This is a genomic window from Paraburkholderia silviterrae, assembly GCF_004353915.1.
Classification (GTDB): Bacteria; Pseudomonadota; Gammaproteobacteria; order Burkholderiales; family Burkholderiaceae; genus Paraburkholderia; species Paraburkholderia silviterrae.
On sequence record NZ_SMRP01000009.1, the window covers coordinates 292,145 to 308,985 of the forward strand.

The 16,841-nt window shown below is 64.1% G+C and carries 15 protein-coding genes; 3 read left to right on the forward strand and 12 right to left on the reverse strand.

The genetic code is table 11. From position 1 onward, the window contains the following. Positions 1-43 precede the first annotated feature (43 nt). Positions 44-997, reverse strand: a complete 954-nt coding sequence (locus EYW47_RS19980) for a LysR family transcriptional regulator (protein WP_133196558.1) — start codon at positions 995-997, stop codon at positions 44-46. 101 nt (positions 998-1,098) lie between these two features. Here EYW47_RS19980 and EYW47_RS19985 point away from each other — a divergent pair, with 101 nt between their 5' ends. Further along, positions 1,099-2,493, forward strand: coding sequence for an NAD(P)/FAD-dependent oxidoreductase (locus tag EYW47_RS19985; RefSeq protein WP_133196559.1), 1,395 nt, complete (start codon positions 1,099-1,101; stop codon positions 2,491-2,493). A 156-nt stretch (positions 2,494-2,649) separates the two neighbouring features. Here EYW47_RS19985 and EYW47_RS19990 read toward each other — a convergent pair whose 3' ends face one another. The 8 genes from EYW47_RS19990 to EYW47_RS20025 all read right to left on the reverse strand — a co-directional run bounded on the left by EYW47_RS19990 (position 2,650) and on the right by EYW47_RS20025 (position 10,823). Then, positions 2,650-3,636, reverse strand: coding sequence for a xylose isomerase (locus EYW47_RS19990; RefSeq protein WP_133196560.1), 987 nt, complete (start codon positions 3,634-3,636; stop codon positions 2,650-2,652). A gap of 90 nt (positions 3,637-3,726) precedes the next feature. Further along, positions 3,727-4,803: an aromatic ring-hydroxylating dioxygenase subunit alpha gene (locus EYW47_RS19995; RefSeq protein WP_133196561.1), complete on the reverse strand. Its 1,077-nt coding sequence runs from the start codon at positions 4,801-4,803 to the stop codon at positions 3,727-3,729. A 45-nt stretch (positions 4,804-4,848) separates the two neighbouring features. After that, entirely contained in the window at positions 4,849-5,859 is a 1,011-nt protein-coding gene (locus EYW47_RS20000) for a PDR/VanB family oxidoreductase (RefSeq protein WP_133196562.1), read from the reverse strand. A gap of 116 nt (positions 5,860-5,975) precedes the next feature. Beyond that, the gene (locus EYW47_RS40950) at positions 5,976-6,338 is read right to left on the reverse strand and encodes a hypothetical protein (RefSeq protein WP_165976621.1); all 363 of its coding nucleotides are present in this window, start codon (positions 6,336-6,338) and stop codon (positions 5,976-5,978) included. Between the two features lie 26 nt (positions 6,339-6,364). After that, positions 6,365-7,288 (reverse strand): LysR family transcriptional regulator, encoded by a 924-nt coding sequence (locus EYW47_RS20010; protein ID WP_133196563.1) that lies wholly within the window; start codon positions 7,286-7,288, stop codon positions 6,365-6,367. Between the two features lie 71 nt (positions 7,289-7,359). Continuing rightward, on the reverse strand, positions 7,360-8,484 hold the full coding sequence (locus EYW47_RS20015) for a DUF2817 domain-containing protein (protein ID WP_133196564.1): 1,125 nt from the start codon (positions 8,482-8,484) through the stop codon (positions 7,360-7,362). Positions 8,485-8,545: 61 nt separating this feature from the next. Beyond that, positions 8,546-9,724 carry a 2Fe-2S iron-sulfur cluster-binding protein gene (locus tag EYW47_RS20020; RefSeq protein WP_133196565.1) on the reverse strand — a complete coding sequence of 393 codons (1,179 nt, stop codon included), beginning with the start codon at positions 9,722-9,724 and terminating at the stop codon, positions 8,546-8,548. A 1-nt stretch (position 9,725) separates the two neighbouring features. Then, positions 9,726-10,823 carry an aromatic ring-hydroxylating dioxygenase subunit alpha gene (locus EYW47_RS20025; RefSeq protein WP_240763808.1) on the reverse strand — a complete coding sequence of 366 codons (1,098 nt, stop codon included), beginning with the start codon at positions 10,821-10,823 and terminating at the stop codon, positions 9,726-9,728. Positions 10,824-11,015: 192 nt separating this feature from the next. On the opposite strand from EYW47_RS20025, the gene EYW47_RS20030 reads away from it, so the two are divergent. Next, positions 11,016-11,963: a LysR substrate-binding domain-containing protein gene (locus EYW47_RS20030; RefSeq protein WP_133196566.1), complete on the forward strand. Its 948-nt coding sequence runs from the start codon at positions 11,016-11,018 to the stop codon at positions 11,961-11,963. Positions 11,964-11,990: 27 nt separating this feature from the next. Here the strand turns inward: EYW47_RS20030 and EYW47_RS20035 are convergent, their stop codons facing one another. From EYW47_RS20035 to EYW47_RS20045, 3 genes are all read right to left on the reverse strand, one after another. Next, positions 11,991-13,157 (reverse strand): porin, encoded by a 1,167-nt coding sequence (locus EYW47_RS20035; protein WP_240763809.1) that lies wholly within the window; start codon positions 13,155-13,157, stop codon positions 11,991-11,993. Between the two features lie 51 nt (positions 13,158-13,208). Further along, on the reverse strand, positions 13,209-13,988 hold the full coding sequence (locus tag EYW47_RS20040) for an ABC transporter substrate-binding protein (protein WP_133196567.1): 780 nt from the start codon (positions 13,986-13,988) through the stop codon (positions 13,209-13,211). Positions 13,989-14,059: 71 nt separating this feature from the next. Further along, positions 14,060-15,223 (reverse strand): M20 aminoacylase family protein, encoded by a 1,164-nt coding sequence (locus EYW47_RS20045; protein WP_133196568.1) that lies wholly within the window; start codon positions 15,221-15,223, stop codon positions 14,060-14,062. Positions 15,224-15,363: 140 nt separating this feature from the next. Between EYW47_RS20045 and EYW47_RS20050 the strand changes: the two genes are divergently transcribed. Beyond that, positions 15,364-16,314, forward strand: a complete 951-nt coding sequence (locus EYW47_RS20050) for a LysR family transcriptional regulator (RefSeq protein ID WP_133196569.1) — start codon at positions 15,364-15,366, stop codon at positions 16,312-16,314. Positions 16,315-16,841 lie beyond the last annotated feature (527 nt).

Below are 16,841 nucleotides of genomic sequence, written 5' to 3' on the forward strand. Positions count from 1 at the left end.
AACCCCAAAAACAACCGAAATACCACCCAAATTCAACAAAATATTACTTACGTCGCCGGTCACCGGCACCCGCCACCGCGAGATCAATCACAGGCCCCCCCTGCTCAACAAGAAAATCCCTAAACAAGCTAGTCACCTGCGAGATCCGCCGATCCGCGAGCGTCACAACATACCATTCGCGCTCAACGGGATTCCCTGGAAACGGCAACTGCTTCAACAACCCGGCCCGCAATTCCAGCGCGCAAGCATGCCGCGACAAAAACGCCACACCGAGCCCAGCCTCAGCCATCTGCTTGATGGCCTCGTTACTAGATAATTCGGATCCCACATGAAACCTGTGCCCAGACGCCTTAAAAAGACCCTCGACAGTCGTTCTAGTCCCCGCCCCACGCTCGCGCACCAGCAAATGCGCCGACTCCAGATCCTTCATTGAAACGCGCTTGCGCTGCATGAGCGGATGCTCCGGAGCAGCCACGAACACCATCGGATGCTTGGCAAACTCTGCGGCGTGAGTCCGCAACTCCTTCGGCGGACTGCCCATGACAGCCAGATCGATCTCATGCGTAGCAAGCATGCGAATGATCTCCTCGCGATTGCCCACCTTGAAATACGTCTTCACATGGGGCCGCGTCGCCGTAAACCTCACAAGCAATGGCGGAATCAGATATTCCGCCGTCGTAATCGCGCCAATGCGCAATGTGCCCCCCAACTCCCCCTTCAGCGCCGCCACCTCATCGCCCGCATCTCGCCACAGATGCAAGATCTCGCGCGCATAGCGGCCCACAATTTCGCCCGCTGTCGTCAGCTCCACGCCTCGCCCCACCCGTTGCAGCAATGCCGTGCCCACCGCTTCCTCCAGCAAGCGGATCTGCAGTGATACAGCCGGCTGTGTCAGATGCAGTTCCTGCGCCGCGCGCGACACGCTGCCCGTGCGCACGACCATATCGAGCGCCTTGAGTTGCCGGAACGTCGCCGCCTTTCCTATTAGTGAATGCATATAGGTCGCCTAGAAACATTAAATTGTTCTTTGGTACGTGAAACGATATCCTGGAATCCAGTAGCGAGACATTTGAACCGAATAAATTCTGGAGGACAACCGTGGCCCCCATCCCTGACTTCCCCTCCAAGGCGCGCGCGGCTGACGCTGCGCGCATCCTCATCGTCGGCGGCGGCGCCGGTGGCCTGCAACTCGCCACGCGCCTCGGCAGCACGCTCGGCCGGCGCGGGCTGGCGCAAATCGTGCTCGTCGATCGCCTGCCGACGCACTTCTGGAAGCCGCTTCTGCATGAGGCCGCATCCGGTCACCGCGATCCCGCCTCGCACACGATCGAATACGCGGCTCAGGCGAAGCGCCATGGCTTCGAGTTCGTCCAGGGCGAATTGCGCGCCGTCGATCGCGCACGCCGCATCGCCACCATCGGCGCCGTGGTCGATCAGGATGGCACCCAGATCGTTCCGCAACGGGAAATGGACTATCACGACCTCGTGCTGGCCGTCGGCAGCGTGACCAACTTCTTCAATGTGCCCGGTGCCGCGCGACACGCGCTCCCGCTCGAACATGTCGGACACGCCGAGGATTTCCGCAAGAAGTTCCTGGCTGCTTGCGCCAAGGTCAATCACCTCGCCGATGCGCCCGCTGCACTGCCCACTGCACTGCCCGCTATTCAGCCCCCCACGCAGCCCGCGCGGCCGGTGTGCATCAATGTCATCGGCGCGGGCGCGACCGGTGTGGAGCTGGCGGCGGCGCTGCGGCACGCAGTCGGCCAGCTCGCGGCGTATCGCTTCAGGGCGCTCGATCCCGAGCGCGACGTCCGCATTCGTCTGATCGAAGGCGCGCCGCGCGTGCTGCCGGTGCTCGACCCGCGCATTTCCGGGCGCACGCAGGCACAACTCGAGCGCCTGCATGTCGAGGTGCTGACCGGCACGCGTGTGGCCCGCGTCGAGGAAGAGGCGATCGTGACCTCGAGCGGCGAACGACTGCCCGCCGATATGACGATCTGGGCCGCCGGCGTGGCCGGGCCCGCGATGCTGCGCTCAATCGATGGACTGGCGCTCAGCGCGTCGAATCAGGTGATCGTGACCGATACCTTGCAAACGCCCGACGACCCGCACATGTTCGCGTTCGGCGACTGCGCTGCCTGCCCGTCCGGCACGTCGAGCGCGTACCTGCCGCCGCGCGCCCAGGTCGCGCACCAGCAAGCGGTCTACCTGAGCCAGGCATTCGCGCAGCGCCTGGCCGGCAAGCCGGTCGCGGGCTTCGTGTTTCGCGACGCCGGCACCGTGGTCTCGCTCGGCCAGTCCGGCGCGCTTTACCAGGCCGACCTTCGTGTGAGCGCGCGCGCCGTGATCGTCGATGGGCCGGCTGCGGCCGGGTTATACCGGCTGCTGTATCGCAAGCACCTTTCAGGCGTGCATGGCATCGGACGCACGCTGCTCCAGACGCTGGGCCAGCTGCTGCACAGTTATGGCCGGCCCTCGATCAAGCTGCACTGACAATGGCAAAAGGCGAGGCGCATCGGATCCACCGCTCCCGTATTGCGCTTCGCCGCCACTCTAATGCAGATCGTCCGTGCGAGTATCCAATGTTTGATACGTTCACATGCGCGCCGGGCGATGTAAGCGTTTTCAGTCGCGAGAATTTTCGGTGTATCAGGCAGCGTGGCGCTCGGCCTCGATCGATTGCCACGTGCTGCGGAACCACTCGGCAATCGCCACGTTCTGCTCGAACAGCGAGTACTTCACACCGCCGCCGTAGTCGGGCATGTCGATCATGTCGGTCGTGATGTAACGCAGCGGGCTATCGCGTGTGTCGCGGTGGTGGCGCAGCACGCGGCGGACAATCTCCTTGCAGGGCTCCACGCGCCAGGCATGCCACGGCAGGTGCCACTCGCCCGGCGCCGGGCGGAAGAACGGATACTGGCAGGCGCGGCCATACGTGCCGCCTTCCTTGAGCTGCCACGGGTTCCTCGGCCCGTTCGGCGACACGGGCCGGATCTGCAGCCAGTGGGTCATGTTCATGCCGATCCACTCGTCAATCACGTTGCCGGGTTCGTAGGGGTCGATCACCAAGCGGCCCGCCTCCACGTCCTCACGAATGCCGCTCGCGTCCTGCTCCTCGGGGTTCTCGACCTTCAGCAGCACGTGGGAGTGATCGAGCACGAAGTTGAACGGCACGCCGCGCGCGCGGACCTGCCGCGCCACTGGCGAGATGCGGCGCAAATCCTCCGACCACATGTAGATATGCACTTCGAAGCCGATCTCGATGCCGATCTTCTGGCCCAGCTCGTGCGCATGCAGGTAGAAGTCCACGATTTGCTGATCGCTGACGACCTCGCCGCTCGCGTGGTGGCGGTACAGCATGATGTTGTGAAACTCGCCGCCCGCCTCCTTGCACAGGCGCAGGTTGTGTTCGAGCGTGGACTCGTCGCGGCCGGCCGTGTATGACCACAGGCCGGTGCGGATCGGAATGCCGTGGCGCTCCGCGGCGCGCAGGTACTCGCGCTCCTCGCCGGGCTGCGGCATGCGGTCGAAGTGGTCGAAGACGCGCGACTCCTTGATCATCCTGAACTGCTCGTCCACCGAGACGGGTCGCGTGTGCTGAACGCCACGGCCATTGCAGCCGATCGAAAACGTCATGATTCTGTTCTCCTTATGAATTATCTGTTTATGGCGGCATGGTGTCCGCACGGTGTTCGCGCCGTGTCCGGACGCTGGCCGCACGAAAAGCTATGCGCCGCACACGCCGGCCGGCACCCGCGTATCGCCTTGCGAGCCGGCCAGCGCCGCCTCCTGCGCGAGCAGCCGGTCGACCATGCGCCGGATTCTCGCCGGTGCGTTGTCGATACCGAGCCGCGTGTACTCGCGCACGCCAGTGCGCTCCTGTTCGCGCTGCACGTGCGCGAGCAGCGCCGCGTCCTCCTCGAATGTGAGCGTCATGAGCCGCGCGACGTCGGCCGACACGGCGCTGTCGTGCGCGTGATAGTTGCGCAAGTGCAGCCAGAAGTAATGCGTGGTGGTCGCGGTTTCGGGCGTCAGGAAGTTAAAGCTGAACGAGCGGAAGCCGCGATCCTTGTTGTCCTCGGTCGGCTCCGTGCCGCTGTCGATGCAGCCGAAATCGACGTACGACGTCGAGGGCAGATGCAGGTAGTAGTACTGCCAGCGGTCGGTGAGCCCGCTGAAGTTACCCATCTTCTCGACCAGCGGCACGGGCGGCGCGTTGTGGATCCAGCGCCACGCGAGCACATGCGACTCGCCCTGCTCGACCTTCACACCCACGTCCTCGCCCGAGGCGTTGCCGATGGTGTTCTTGTGCACGTAGGTGGTGTGGGCGGGATCGACGAGGTTGTCGGTAATGTTCAGATAGTTCGAGCGGAAGTGCAGGTACTGGCCGTCCACAAGGCCCCAGTCGGGGTCGCCGTAATGCGGCACCTCGGCGATCGTGCCGGCATCCGCGAGCGCGGGGTCGCCCATCCAGATCCAGACGGCGCCGTAGCGCTCGACGAGCGGAAATGCGGTGACGCGCGCCGTTGGCGGAATATTCTGCTGCCCCGGCACGCGCACGCAGGTCCCGGTGCAGTCGAAGGTCATGCCGTGATAGCCGCATTGCACGTGGTCGCCCTTGAGCTCGCCAAGCGAGAGCGGCGCGAGCTTGTGCGGGCAGCGGTCGACCAGCGCGACGGGCGTGCCGTCCTCGCGGCGATACAACAGCACCTGCTCGCCGAGCAGCGTGCGCGAGAGGAGCGTGCGCCCCACCTCGCGGCTCCAAGCCGCGACGTACCACGCGTTCTTGACGAATGAGGTCATAGTGTCTCCGTTATTGATCAACAGGAATACGAAGTGTTTCTCTTGTCAGGCATCCAGCACCAGCGTTTCCGTGTGCGAGCGCGAGACGCAGACGCACATCTGGTGCTCGCGCTCCTCTGTGCCAAGCGCATAATCGCGGTGATCGGGCCTGCCTTCGAGCACGCGCAATGCGCACACGCCACACTCGCCGCGTCGGCAATCGAAGAGCGGGTCGAGGCCCCCTGCGATCATCGCGTCGAGGATGGACTGCCCGGGCGCCACTTCGAGCGTCCGACCGCTGCGCCGCAGCTCGACGCGGCAAGCGCGGTCGCCGGATGCCGCCATGGGTGCGCCGAACAACTCGAAGTGCACGTGGTCCGCGGGCCATTGCAGCGCGCGCGCCGTTGCGATGACGGCATCGATGAGCGGGCGCGGTCCGCACACATACAAGTGCCTGGCCATATCACCCGCGCCGCTTGAGCCGATGACCTGCGCGAGCGGCATGCCGCGCGACGGGTCGCCGTGATCGAAGTACAAATGCGCGTGGGCGCCGCAGGACCGCGCGACCTCCTGCCGGAACGCGGCGTCCTCCGGGGTACGGCAGGCGTAGTGCAACTGGAAGCGTGCGCTGGAGGCGGCCAGCGTACGCGCCATCGAGAGAATCGGCGTGATGCCGATGCCACCCGCGATCAACACGGTCTCGTGAGGCCCGGCGTGCAGCGCAAAGTCGTTCTTCGGCGGGGTCGCGCGAATGCGGTCGCCGGGCCGCAGCGCATGCATGCGACGCGACCCGCCGCGGCCGTTCGGCTCCAGTTTGACGGCAATTTCATATTTTCCGGACTGGTCAGTACTGTTGATCAACGAATAGCTGCGCTCGTCGTCGAGCGATGCGGCGGTTGAGTCCTTCACACCGGTTTGCACGCCGATGTGGGCGCCTGCCGAAAATCCCGGCAGCGCGCCGCCAGCAGCGGACCTGAGCGTCAGGCCGCGAATCCCGGCGGTGAGTGGCACGCTCGCGACAACTTCGAGTTCGAGCGGCCAACGTGCGTTATGAGTGGCATGCGGCTCGTGATTCATCTTCTGTTCTCCTGATGCGGACGCGAGCGCTCCCCCGGCAACGCGCGGCGCGCGGTGCCGGGCGGACGAGCATCCAGTGTGTTGGGGGCGACGGAAGTCGTGACGTCAACGCGACGTCAGCATGAGGTCAGCGCGCAATCAGGCGGGGCGGTACGTTTGGCGTTGCGGTACTGAAGCGGCGCGGGCGCATGCTTGCGGCGCCATTGCAGAGGGACGCGCCGCAGCGTGTGATGCCGTAGATCAGCGCTTTGTGCGGATTCGACAGCGAGGCGCGGCATCTGCCCTTCCTCCAGATCGTTGTTGTGATTCGAGTATAGGGAGATCGAGGCGGCGCGCGTAGCGGCGATTAAACAGCGCCCTGCTGCATTATTTGCAGCGCCCGCCTCGGGGATGGGAAGAAGAGTGCCGGGCCGCGTCAGGCCGGGCCGCGTCAGGCCGGGCCGCGTCAGGCCGAGCCGCGTCAGGTCGGGCCGCGTCAAGTCGGGCCGCGTCTGGCCGGCCCGTCTCAGGCCATGCGCGCTTCGGACTCGAGCAGGCGCTCGAGCGCCTCGCCGAGCATCGCGAGCAGTGCATTGACGGCTGGCGGCAGCGCGCGCGCCGCGCGCACATAGAAGCCGAGTTCGGCGACCGCCTGGTCGGCCTCGTCGAGCGGCACGAAGGCGAGCCGGCCCGCCGCGCACACCTCGTCCAGGCCGATGCGCGTCTGGAAGCCGATGCCGGTCCCACGCATGGCGAGCTGGCGCATCAGCTCGATGGCGCCGCTGTTGACGACGGTGCGCACGGGCCGCCGCGCGCGCGCCACGAGCGGCGCGAGGATCGCGTGCACGGCCACGTCGGGATTCGGCATGATGAGCCCGTATTCGGCGCACTCGTCGAAGCTCACGCGCCGGCGCGCTGCAAGCGGATGGCCAGGCGCCATCACCGCGCCCAGCCTGAACTGGCCGCTCGCCACGCAAGTGAGATCGGGATGCGCGCTCATGGCGAACGCCGCGCCGATGTCGACATCGCCCGAAGCCACACGCTGCGCGATGGATCCGGAACCGAGCATGGAAACATGAAGCGCCACCTTGGGGTGCTGGCTCGCCATGCGCTCGAGCACGGCGGGCAGCAGCCCCTCACTGAGGCTTTCGGCGGCGGCCAGATGCACCTCGCCGCGCTCGAGCCCCTGCAGCCGCTCGATTTCGGCGACCACGCGCTGCTCGTCCTGGAGCACCGTCACCACGTGCTGCGCGAACAGGCGCCCTGCCTCCGTGAGGCGCAGGCCGCCGGGCAGGCGCTCGAACAGCGTCGCGCCCACCTCTTCCTCCAGATTGAGCAGTTGACGGTTGACGGCCGAGCCGTCCACGTGCAAGCGCCGCGCGGCCTCGCGAATGGAGCCGCAGCGGCAGATCATGTCGAAGTAGCGAATGGAGCGGGCATGGACGTTCACGCGGCGATACTAGCAGATCGACGCCCGGTTTATGAGGCCCGGTTTATGAGGCCCGCTTGATGAACACCGCTTCAAGAGGCCTGCGTGGGCTCGATACCAGGCAGCGCCGCCAGCGCACGCTCCCAGATCTGCCGCGTGCGCATCCACACGAGCTCGCGCCAGTCCGCGTCGCCGGGCAGGAACGACTCGAACAACGCACGGCTGATCGCACGACCCCGCGCGTCGCGCGGGTCGCCATACAGATGCAGCCAGTGGTCGTCACGCAAGGCCGTGTGCATGGGCGCTTCCGGGTAGGTCCCGCATTCGATCACAAGCTGCATCAGGTGCGTGTCCGGCAACGCGTCCAGCAAGGCCTGGGAGGCATAGCCCGTCGCCCGCGCGACCACGCCGGTTTCACTGATGGCGGCATCCGCGTGCGTGAGCAGCGTATAAAGCCAAGGGCCGTATAGACGTTGCGCGTCGGCCAGCGCGGGATAAGCCGATTGCGCGATCGCCATCAGCATCGGGTGGCCAAACGCACCCGCGCCCGTGTGCAGGTCGAACGAGATCGCGACCCGAGCCTGTTTGAGGAAGCGCTGTACGATCTCGTGCAAGGTCCGGTTCGACCAGGTGGGCGCCTGTCCGCCATAAAAGAGCCCATCCGCATGGCGATATTGGCCTGCGCCCACGATCGCCTGGACGCCCGACCAGCCGAGCAATTCGACCTGGCTCGCGAGCCGCGCATCGGCCTGCTTGCGTTGCGGTCCTTCGATATCGCGGCAGGCGTAAATTTCGTGCAGTTCCTCATAGCGCGCGTTGACCGGCAACTGCGCGCCGAAGTCGACATAGTTGCGATTCAGATCGACGTTGTCTTCATTCACGCGCCTGACCCACGCGGTGCCCCACGGATTGATCAGGTGCACCATCATCACGGCGACGTCGTCGGGCAAGGTCCGCGCGGCCAGCTCGTGCAGCCATTGCGTCTGGCACGTGGAGCCGTAATAGCCCTCCACGCCATGCGTGCCCGAGATGGCGACCAGCACGCGAGACGCGCCCGGATCGCCGAGCCAGGCGACGTCTGTCGCGAGTGCTTCGCCCTTCGGGCCCTTGAGGGGGTGCGCATAGCTCGTTACGGTGGCGCCCGCCGATTGCGCGGCGTGAAGGAAATGTTGGCGCTGGGCGTCGAAATCCGCTTCGACGGGAAAGCCTGGCTTCATGGAGTCCTCGGATCGTCAAACGTGTTATGGGGTCGTGCCGTCCTGCGCGGGTTGCACCGCTTCATGTGGGCGTCCCGGACAACGCCAGCGTAACGTTACCCGCAGGCCTCGCGCAACAGAGCAACACGCTGCCTTCGGGCGGCGGGTCGAGCGGCGCGGTGGTGTATTCGACGCCGCCTTGCGCCAACGGCGTGACACAGGTATTGCAGATGCCGATGCGGCAACTGAAAGGCACCGCGTAGCCATGCTGCTCCGCGAGTTCGAGCAACGATTCGCAACGCGTGTCCCACGCAACCGGGCGCGCATTGGGGTGGAATTTTACTATCGTTGCGTCCGCATCTATTTCCTGCTCGATCTCGAGGCGCCCTGCCGCGTCAGAGGGTGCCTCTTGCGCGGGTTCGGGTTCGGCATCGGCCTCCAGCACGGTGGCGGGGCCAAAAAACTCGTAGTGGATGCGTTCGCGCGCAACCCCGAGGCCGCGCAGGAGACGCCAGTTGGCCTGCATGAACGCGGACGGTCCGCATAGATACACTTCGTAGTCGTCGAGCGGCAGCAAGCGTTGCAAGGTCTCGCGCGAGATGAGCCCTTCGCTGTCGAAACGCTGTGCGAGACGGTCCTCGCCAGATGGCTGCCGATAGCAGACGTGCACATGCACATTCGGACAAGCCGCCGCCACGGCCTCTACTTCGCGGCCAAACGCGTGCACCGCGCCATCCTCGCAGGCATGAATGAAATACACGCGCCGCTCCCGTGCCCCGTCCATGGCCCGCAATCGATGCAGCATGCTGACAAGCGGCGTCAGGCCCACGCCGCCGCTCATGAGCACGACGGGCCGCGTGGTGTCGTCGCCGCATACGAACGCGCCCGACGGTCCGGCCACATCGAGTTCGTCCCCCACGTGCACCGCGTCGTGCAGGTACGACGAGCCGCGTCCCGCCGGCACGTCGTCGCGGCCCGGCGGGGCCGGCTCGCGCTTGACGGAGATGCGCCAGCGCGCCGCGTCTGCGGGGTCACCCGAGAGGCTGTATGTGCGCAGCAGTCTTTCACCGCACGGCAAGGGCAAGCGCAACGTAACGAACTGCCCCGCCACGAACGGCGGCAAGGCCTCGCCTTCGGCGGGCACGAGCTCGAACGAAACGATCGAGGCGCTTTCGCGCCGCCGCCCGCTCACGCGCAAGCGCCGAAAGCCCAAGGGTGCGCGGCTCGCCAATGCCACCCCCGTATTGACGACGTCGTTCATTTCACTGCTCCGCGCGCTCGCGATTCACGAGGTGAACCGGCACCGCCACGGGCTGTGCCTGTTTTTCAGTTTGCGTTTCGGTTTGCTGCTCGCGCTCGATCATCTGCCCGAGCGCGCGCCTGAAGCGCAGCGGTCCCGCGTCGATCGCGAGATCGATGTTCGGCGTGCGCGCGTTCTGCATGCCCGCATGAACGGCCTGCAACACCACGCGGTCTTCTTCAAACGCATGGCGCACGTCCGCATCGAACTGGCGCGACACCTGCTCGTCGTCCGGCGCGAAGTTGCGCGTCTGAAACCAGTAATAGCGCGTCTGCGAAGCATTCACGGGCGTCATGAAGTTATAGGAATTCATCAGGAACCCGTCGGCATGAAGCGGCGCGTCGTCGCCGCCCGTTCCCGCCGGCGTGAAAACGGCCTTGATGATCGCGTGCGACGGAAAGCGGACCTCATAATGCTGCTTGCGGTCGCAACGCCCTTCGAAGCGCACGAACTGCGCATAGAACGGCGCGACCTCCACGTCGCGCATCCAGCGCGAGACCGTCACGCCGTGCGCCGCAACCTCGGTCTTGAGCGGCTCGGCTTCGCACGCCGCGTTGCCGAATGAAGACCGATGCACCCATGCAACGTGCGAGGGGTCCAGCAGATTGTCGGTGACGTAAAGATAGTGGCAGTCCACCGTCATCGCGTCGCCGCGATTGATGCCCCAGGCCGGGTCGCCCCATTCGTCGATCTGGACGATGTTTGCGGGATCGGCCTCTGCCGGCTCGCCCATCCAGATCCAGAGCAGCCCGTAGCGCTCCGCCAACGGGTAGCTGCGCACCTTCGCACCCGGCGGAATCCTCGGGCTGCCCGGGGCGCGCACGCAAGCGCCCTCGCAATCGAAGGTGAGGCCGTGGTAGCCGCACTCGACCTGATCGCCCACGAGCCGGCCCATCGAGAGCGGCAGTTTGCGATGCGGGCACGCATTTTCGAGCGCGACGGGCGTGCCGTCCTCGCGCCGATACAGCACGATGGACTCGCCCAGCAGGGTCACCGGCGCGAGCTCGCGCGTTACATCCGCATCCCATGCCGCCACGTACCACGCATTTTTTAGAAACATTGCCTTGCCTCCGCTAGTCCGTTTTCGTCTTTCGTCTGTTTGCGCCCTTTAGCTGCGCTGTGCAGGCCGCTCACATCCGACTGGTTTCCAAGGATAAAAAACCAGAACACAAAAGAATAGATGTAAAAACCTGCCTGTTCGTTTAGAGTTTCTAAAACGTGAATAGCCGCCGACGACCTGGACGATGACGAAATGACGACGAACACCTTTCCACCGTTACGCGCGCTACAGGTTTTCGAGGCGGTAGGCCGGTGCGGCGGCATCACCGAAGCGGCACGGCGCCTCGGCATCTCCGCAGGCGCGGTCAGCCAGCAGATCAAGCTGCTCGAAGACACGCTCGGGCTGCATCTCACGCAAAAGGACGGCAAGCGGCTGCGGCTCACGGCGATTGGCCGGCAGTACCATGAAAGTTGCGCGGCGGCATTCGAGAGCCTGCGCGTCGCGCACGCCGAAATCGAACGCGCGAAAAACACGCGTAATCTGAGCATCAGCGCGCTGCCTTCGCTACTGTCGAAGTGGCTCGCCCCGCGCATGCTCGAATGGCAGCGCCAGCACCCCGATCTCAGCGTGTATCTCGACGGCACACACACGGAGCCGTCGCCGGACGGCTACGAAATCGACTTTCGCATCGGCTATGGCGAGCGGGTCGTGAATGCCGAGAACACCGTCGAGCTCTTTCGCGATTGCGTGGTGCCCGTGTGCAGCCCGCGCCTGCTCGAATCGGGCGCGCCGCTCGAGCGCCCCGCGGACCTCCTCGCCTACCCGCTGATATCGGTGGACTGGCTGCCGAAGTTCGCCTCGCCGCCGTCGTGGCGCGAATGGTTCATCGCGAACGAAGTGGATTGCGGCGAGCTCAACGAGAACCACCTGGTGCTCTCGATCTCGAGCGTGGCGATTCAGGCGGCCATCGACGGCTACGGCTTCGCGCTCGCCCAAAGCTCGATGATTTGCGACGACCTGGCCGCCGGCCGCCTCGTCATGCCTTTCGCGCTCGGGCTCTCGTTGCCTTCGCCTTACTTCCTCACATGGAAGCCGAACGCATTCGACCGGCCCCACTGCCGCCATTTCCATCGTTGGCTGGTTACGCGAGGCAAGGAACAGCAGCAACGCAACGAGAGCATGCTGCGCGTGGTCGCCTGAGGCTTCAGGCGACCACGGTGGCGGCACTCAGAACTTGTGACGGATGCCGATACGCGCAACGGTTTGCGTGTTGCTGGTGGACGAATCGTCGGCGCCGCCCGTATACGCAACGTCGAAAGCCGTGCCCGTGTGTGCGCTCACGGCCTTCTGCATGCTTGCCATCACGTAGACGTCCGTGCGCTTCGAGAGGTTGTAGTCCGCCATCAAACCGAAGGTGTGCCATTTCGGCTTCGACGATCCGCCCGAAGCATCGAGCTTCGCCTGCGTGAAGTCGTACATCGCGCCGAGCATGAAGGCCGGGGTCACATGATAAGTCCCCGACAGTTCGAAGTTGTCGAATTTCAATGACGACACGCTTTGCCCGGGCGGCACGATGGATCCGCTAATGTAGGCGTAGGCGGTTGGATTGCGCAGGTCCGTATGGCTGTACACGAAGCCGACCGTCGCATTGCCCAGCGCATAGTTGATGCCGGCGCCGAATACGCGCTGCCGTTCGGCGAAGAAACCCGCGTCGTTCGTCGCCACCGCGCCGGCGGAATTCACGCCGGGGTTCGTTACGTTCAGATAGGCAAGGCCGATGGTGAAGCCGCCGTTCGCGTAACTCGCACCTACGCTTTGCGCATTGTTCGTCGAGACCTGTCCGGGACTGTTCGAGAACGCATAGGTCGCGCCGAACTGGAAGCCGCCGAAATTCGCGCTGTAATACTGCACGGCGTTATTCAGGCGGAACGAATTGTCGGTATTGTCGTTATCGTAGGGATGCTCGAAAAGATAGCCGCCCCAGTTGCCGTTTGCCGTGAGCGGCCCCAGAAACTCGACGAGCGAATCATACTGGCGCCCCAGGCTCAGCGTTCCGTATGAATCGTTCGACACGCCCACCCAGGCCTGGCGGCCGAACATCCGGCCTCCTTGCATCAACCGGCCGCTATTCACGTCGAAGCCATTTTCCAGCTGAAAGACCGCTTTATAACCGCCTCCCAGATCTTCACTGCCTTTGAGTCCCCAGCGGCTGCCCTGTGCGTCGCCGCTTGACATTTTCCATTGCGAGTGCCCCAGTACGTTGCTCGTATAGTCGATCCCCTCGTCGACGATCCCGTACAGCGTCACACTGCCCTGCGCGTGAGCCGCCGTGTGGAACCCGGCCAACGCTCCCATCGTGCCCAACATGCACGCTCCAAGCCAAACTTTCTTCATTCAGATCTCCTAAACCATCGTTATAAGAATTTTCTCTGGGCAGACAGCAACTCAATCGCCGTAGATATCGAACTGGAAATACTTTGCGGCAATCTGCTGATAAGTTCCGTTCTTGCGGATCGTGTTGATCGCATCGTTGATACGCGATTCGAGTGCCGCGTCGCCCTTGCGCACGCCAATGGCCACGCCATTGCCTGCGAGACGCGGGTCATTCACGAGATCGCCAGCCATGGCGTAGCCCTTGCCGCGCGGGGTCCTCAGAAAACCGTAATCGGCCTGCACGGCCGCCTGAAACGCGGCGTCGAGCCGCCCGGTCGCCAGGTCCTCATAGATTTGATCCTGGGCTTGATACGCCACGACCGTTATGCCGTGCGGCGCCCACTCCGCCTTGGCGTACGCCTCCTGCGTCGATCCCTGCACAACGCCGACACGCTTTCCCTGCAAGCCCTGCGCGGTTGGCTGAAGCTTCGATCCGGCGCGTGCGATTAGCGCCGAGGGGCCGTTGTAAATGCGGTTGGTGAAATCGATCTGCTGACGGCGCGCCTCGGTCGCCGACATGGCGGACAGAATCGCGTCGAACTTGCGGGCCTTGAGCGCGGGAATCATGCCATCGAAGCTTTGCTCGACCCACACGCACTTCTCATGGAGCGTCGCGCAGATCGCATTGCCGAGTTCGATATCGAAGCCGCGAAGGCTGCCATCTGGCGCCTTCGACTCCATCGGCGGATAGCTCGGGTCCACGCCGAAACGGATGACCTGCGGATCCTGGGCGGCCGCCGCAAGGGGCAGCATGGCCAGCAGGAAGAAACACGAAAGCGCTGTACGTTTCATAAATTGTCCTTAGCAATGATCAAGCGGCTTGCGCGACACAAACGTGCCGCGCCGCCGGCACGCGAATCGGGTCAGACCAGAAAGCTTTCGACGAGACGTACCCAGTAGCCAGCGCCGGTCATGAGGATGTCGTCGTTGAAGTCGTAGCCGGGGTTGTGAACCATGCAGCTGCCTTCACCATCGCCGTTACCGATGATCAGATAGCAGCCCGGGCAGCGCTGCAGGAACCACGCGAAATCTTCGCTGCCCGTGAGAGGGGCAAGGTCCTCGACCATTCCGGCATCGCCCACCCAGTCGCGCGCGACTTTTTCGGCGAAAGCCGTCATTTCCGTGTCGTTGACGAGCACCGGATAACTGGCCTCATAGGTGACTTCCGCGCTCGCGCCGTAGACGGCCGCTTGAGCCGCGATGACCGCCTTGATGCGGCGCTCGAGCTCATCGCGCACTTCTGGACGCAGCGCACGTACTGAGATCGCCATGCGTGCTTCGTCGGGAATCACGTTCGATGCTTCGCCAGCATGAATCGCGCCCACCGTGATCACGGCCATGTCGAGCGGCGCGACGTTGCGCGAGACCACCGTTTGCAGCGCGAACACGATGGCCGCGCACACAACCACCGGGTCGACCGTCTTGTGCGGCATGGCGCCGTGGCCACCCACGCCGGTCACGCGCACCGCGACCTGATCCGCCGACGCCATGAATGGGCCCGCGCGAAAGCCGAGCTTGCCGGCCGGATAGCCCGGCATGTTGTGCATGGCGAACACGGCATCGCAGGGAAAGCGTTCGAGCGCACCGTCTTCGAGCATCCGCCGCGCGCCCGCGAGGCCCTCTTCCGCGGGCTGAAAAAACAGGTTGAGCGTACCGTCGAAGTTGCGCGACTGCGCGAGATGCTTCGCTGCGGCGAGCAGCATGGCCGTGTGGCCGTCGTGACCGCACGCGTGCATCTTGCCCGCATGACGGCTCGCATATGGCAGGCCGGTCTGCTCATGCACCGGCAGCGCGTCCATGTCGGCGCGCAGGCCAATGCGGCGCGAGCCGGTGCCGCTTTTCAGCGTCGCTACCACGCCCGTGCCTGCCAGCCCGCGATGCACCTCATAGCCCCAATCGGCGAGACGCTGCGCCACGAGATCGCTCGTGGCGAATTCTTCGTAGCCGAGCTCGGGATGCGCGTGAATGTGTTGGCGCAACTCGATCATCTCGCTGCTGCTGGCGTGGATATCGGACAAATCGGTCATCGTGAGCGTCTCCGTGTATTCATAAAGTGAACAGCTGGTGCTAACGTATCGCGACAGAAAGCGCCCAGGGAGAGCTAAAATCGTGAACGTGGCAACCTGCGGCTAACACATCCCCGGAAACGAGACCCACCAGTGAGCGCATGAAACTCCATCAACTCAGAACGCTCGTTGCCGTTGCGGACGCCGGCGGCATTCGCGGCGCGGCGCGCGCGCTCGATGCATCGCCAGCCGCCATTACGAAGAGCCTGCGCCAGCTCGAAGAAGACGCTCAGATCCCGCTCGTGGTGCGCACATCGTCTGGCGTCACGTTGACGGAATTCGGGCAAACCCTGCTAGTTCATGCGCGGCTGATGATCGTCCAGATGGCGCGTGCGCAGGAGGCGGTCGATGCCATGCGTGGCACGGCTAGCGGCAAGCTGTCGATAGCGATTACGCCGTGGCTTGCGATGACGTTTCTCCCCGAGACCATGAAGCGCTTCACCGAGCGCATGCCCGACATTCGTCTGGAGTTTTTTGAAGGCTTGCTGCCGATTGCGAATCCGCGGCTGCGCGATGGGAGCCTCGATTTTTTTCTCGGCAGGCCGACGCCGGGGGACCCTGGTGTGGAGTTTCACTATCGGCCGCTGTTTTCGTCGTCGTGTGCCGTTGTCGTGCGGCAGGATCATCCGCGTGCGAATTGCCGATCGCTCGCAGATTTGTGCGATCTCGATTGGCTGCTGACCTGGGATCCCGCGAACGATGGGCCGTCTGCGCAGAATATGTTTGAGCAGCATGCGCTGCCCGTGCCGCGCAAGATTCATCTCGTGCATTCGTTTTCAATCGCGCTTGCGCTTTTGAGGCAGAGCGACATGGCTAGCGTGTTTCCGTGGCCGCTTGTGGAGGTGAGCGCTTCGCGGGAAGGGTTGTGTGCCGTGCCCGTGCGCGAGCAGCTCGAGGACGCGAAGGTGAGCATTATTTCGAGGAGTGGATATCCTTTGAGTGTGGCTGCTGAGTGTTTTATTGAGTGTCTGGTGGAGGCCGTGCATGGTGCGCAGAGGTCTGATTCGCCTGAGACGCGGAATGTGTTGAGGTCGGTTGATTTGTTGGTATAGGAATTGTTTTTCTTTTTGATTTGGCCTTTCCTTGTTTTCATGTCGGTATATTGGTGTTGCCCCTGTGCGGGGCGGCACCTACTTTTCTTTGCAGCCGCAAAGAAAAGTAGGCAAAAGAAAGCGGCTCAAACCGCCAGTGTGACGCAGTCCACCACTGCCCTGTAAATCGGAGCGGCTCCGGAGCATCCGTCACCCCGCACACTCCGCGTAAGTGACAAAGGGCTCATCCTTCCCGCCACGCGCTACGCGCGGGCGGAAGGGTCTGCAAGGAAAATCGGGCTTGCTGCCGGCGAATACACGATAGTACTGCCGAGCAAATACACGGGAGTACTACGAAATCGCGTGCGTCCCACTGGTTTTGGTTATACCCCACGGCGCGCGCAGCGCCGCCGGATGGATGAACCCTTAGTCACTCCGTTTGACGACGCGTGGTGACAGACGCCCCGGAGCCACTCCGACTAAAGGTTAGTGGTGTACTGCGTCACACTAGCGGTTTGAGCGGCTTTCTTTTGCCTACTTTTCTTTGC

Excerpts from the sequence above, each read along its gene's own strand:
- EYW47_RS19980 (WP_133196558.1), bottom strand. The coding sequence starts at position 997 with ATGCATTCACTAATAGGAAAGGCGGCGACGTTCCGGCAACTCAAGGCG.
- EYW47_RS19990 (WP_133196560.1), bottom strand. The coding sequence starts at position 3,636 with ATGACGTTTTCGATCGGCTGCAATGGCCGTGGCGTTCAGCACACGCGA.
- EYW47_RS19995 (WP_133196561.1), bottom strand. The coding sequence starts at position 4,803 with ATGACCTCATTCGTCAAGAACGCGTGGTACGTCGCGGCTTGGAGCCGC.
- EYW47_RS20000 (WP_133196562.1), bottom strand. The coding sequence starts at position 5,859 with ATGAATCACGAGCCGCATGCCACTCATAACGCACGTTGGCCGCTCGAA.
- EYW47_RS20015 (WP_133196564.1), bottom strand. The coding sequence starts at position 8,484 with ATGAAGCCAGGCTTTCCCGTCGAAGCGGATTTCGACGCCCAGCGCCAA.
- EYW47_RS20020 (WP_133196565.1), bottom strand. The coding sequence starts at position 9,724 with ATGAACGACGTCGTCAATACGGGGGTGGCATTGGCGAGCCGCGCACCC.
- EYW47_RS20025 (WP_240763808.1), bottom strand. The coding sequence starts at position 10,823 with ATGTTTCTAAAAAATGCGTGGTACGTGGCGGCATGGGATGCGGATGTA.
- EYW47_RS20030 (WP_133196566.1), top strand. The coding sequence starts at position 11,016 with ATGACGACGAACACCTTTCCACCGTTACGCGCGCTACAGGTTTTCGAG.
- EYW47_RS20035 (WP_240763809.1), bottom strand. The coding sequence starts at position 13,157 with ATGAAGAAAGTTTGGCTTGGAGCGTGCATGTTGGGCACGATGGGAGCG.
- EYW47_RS20040 (WP_133196567.1), bottom strand. The coding sequence starts at position 13,988 with ATGAAACGTACAGCGCTTTCGTGTTTCTTCCTGCTGGCCATGCTGCCC.
- EYW47_RS20045 (WP_133196568.1), bottom strand. The coding sequence starts at position 15,223 with ATGACCGATTTGTCCGATATCCACGCCAGCAGCAGCGAGATGATCGAG.
- EYW47_RS20050 (WP_133196569.1), top strand. The coding sequence starts at position 15,364 with ATGAAACTCCATCAACTCAGAACGCTCGTTGCCGTTGCGGACGCCGGC.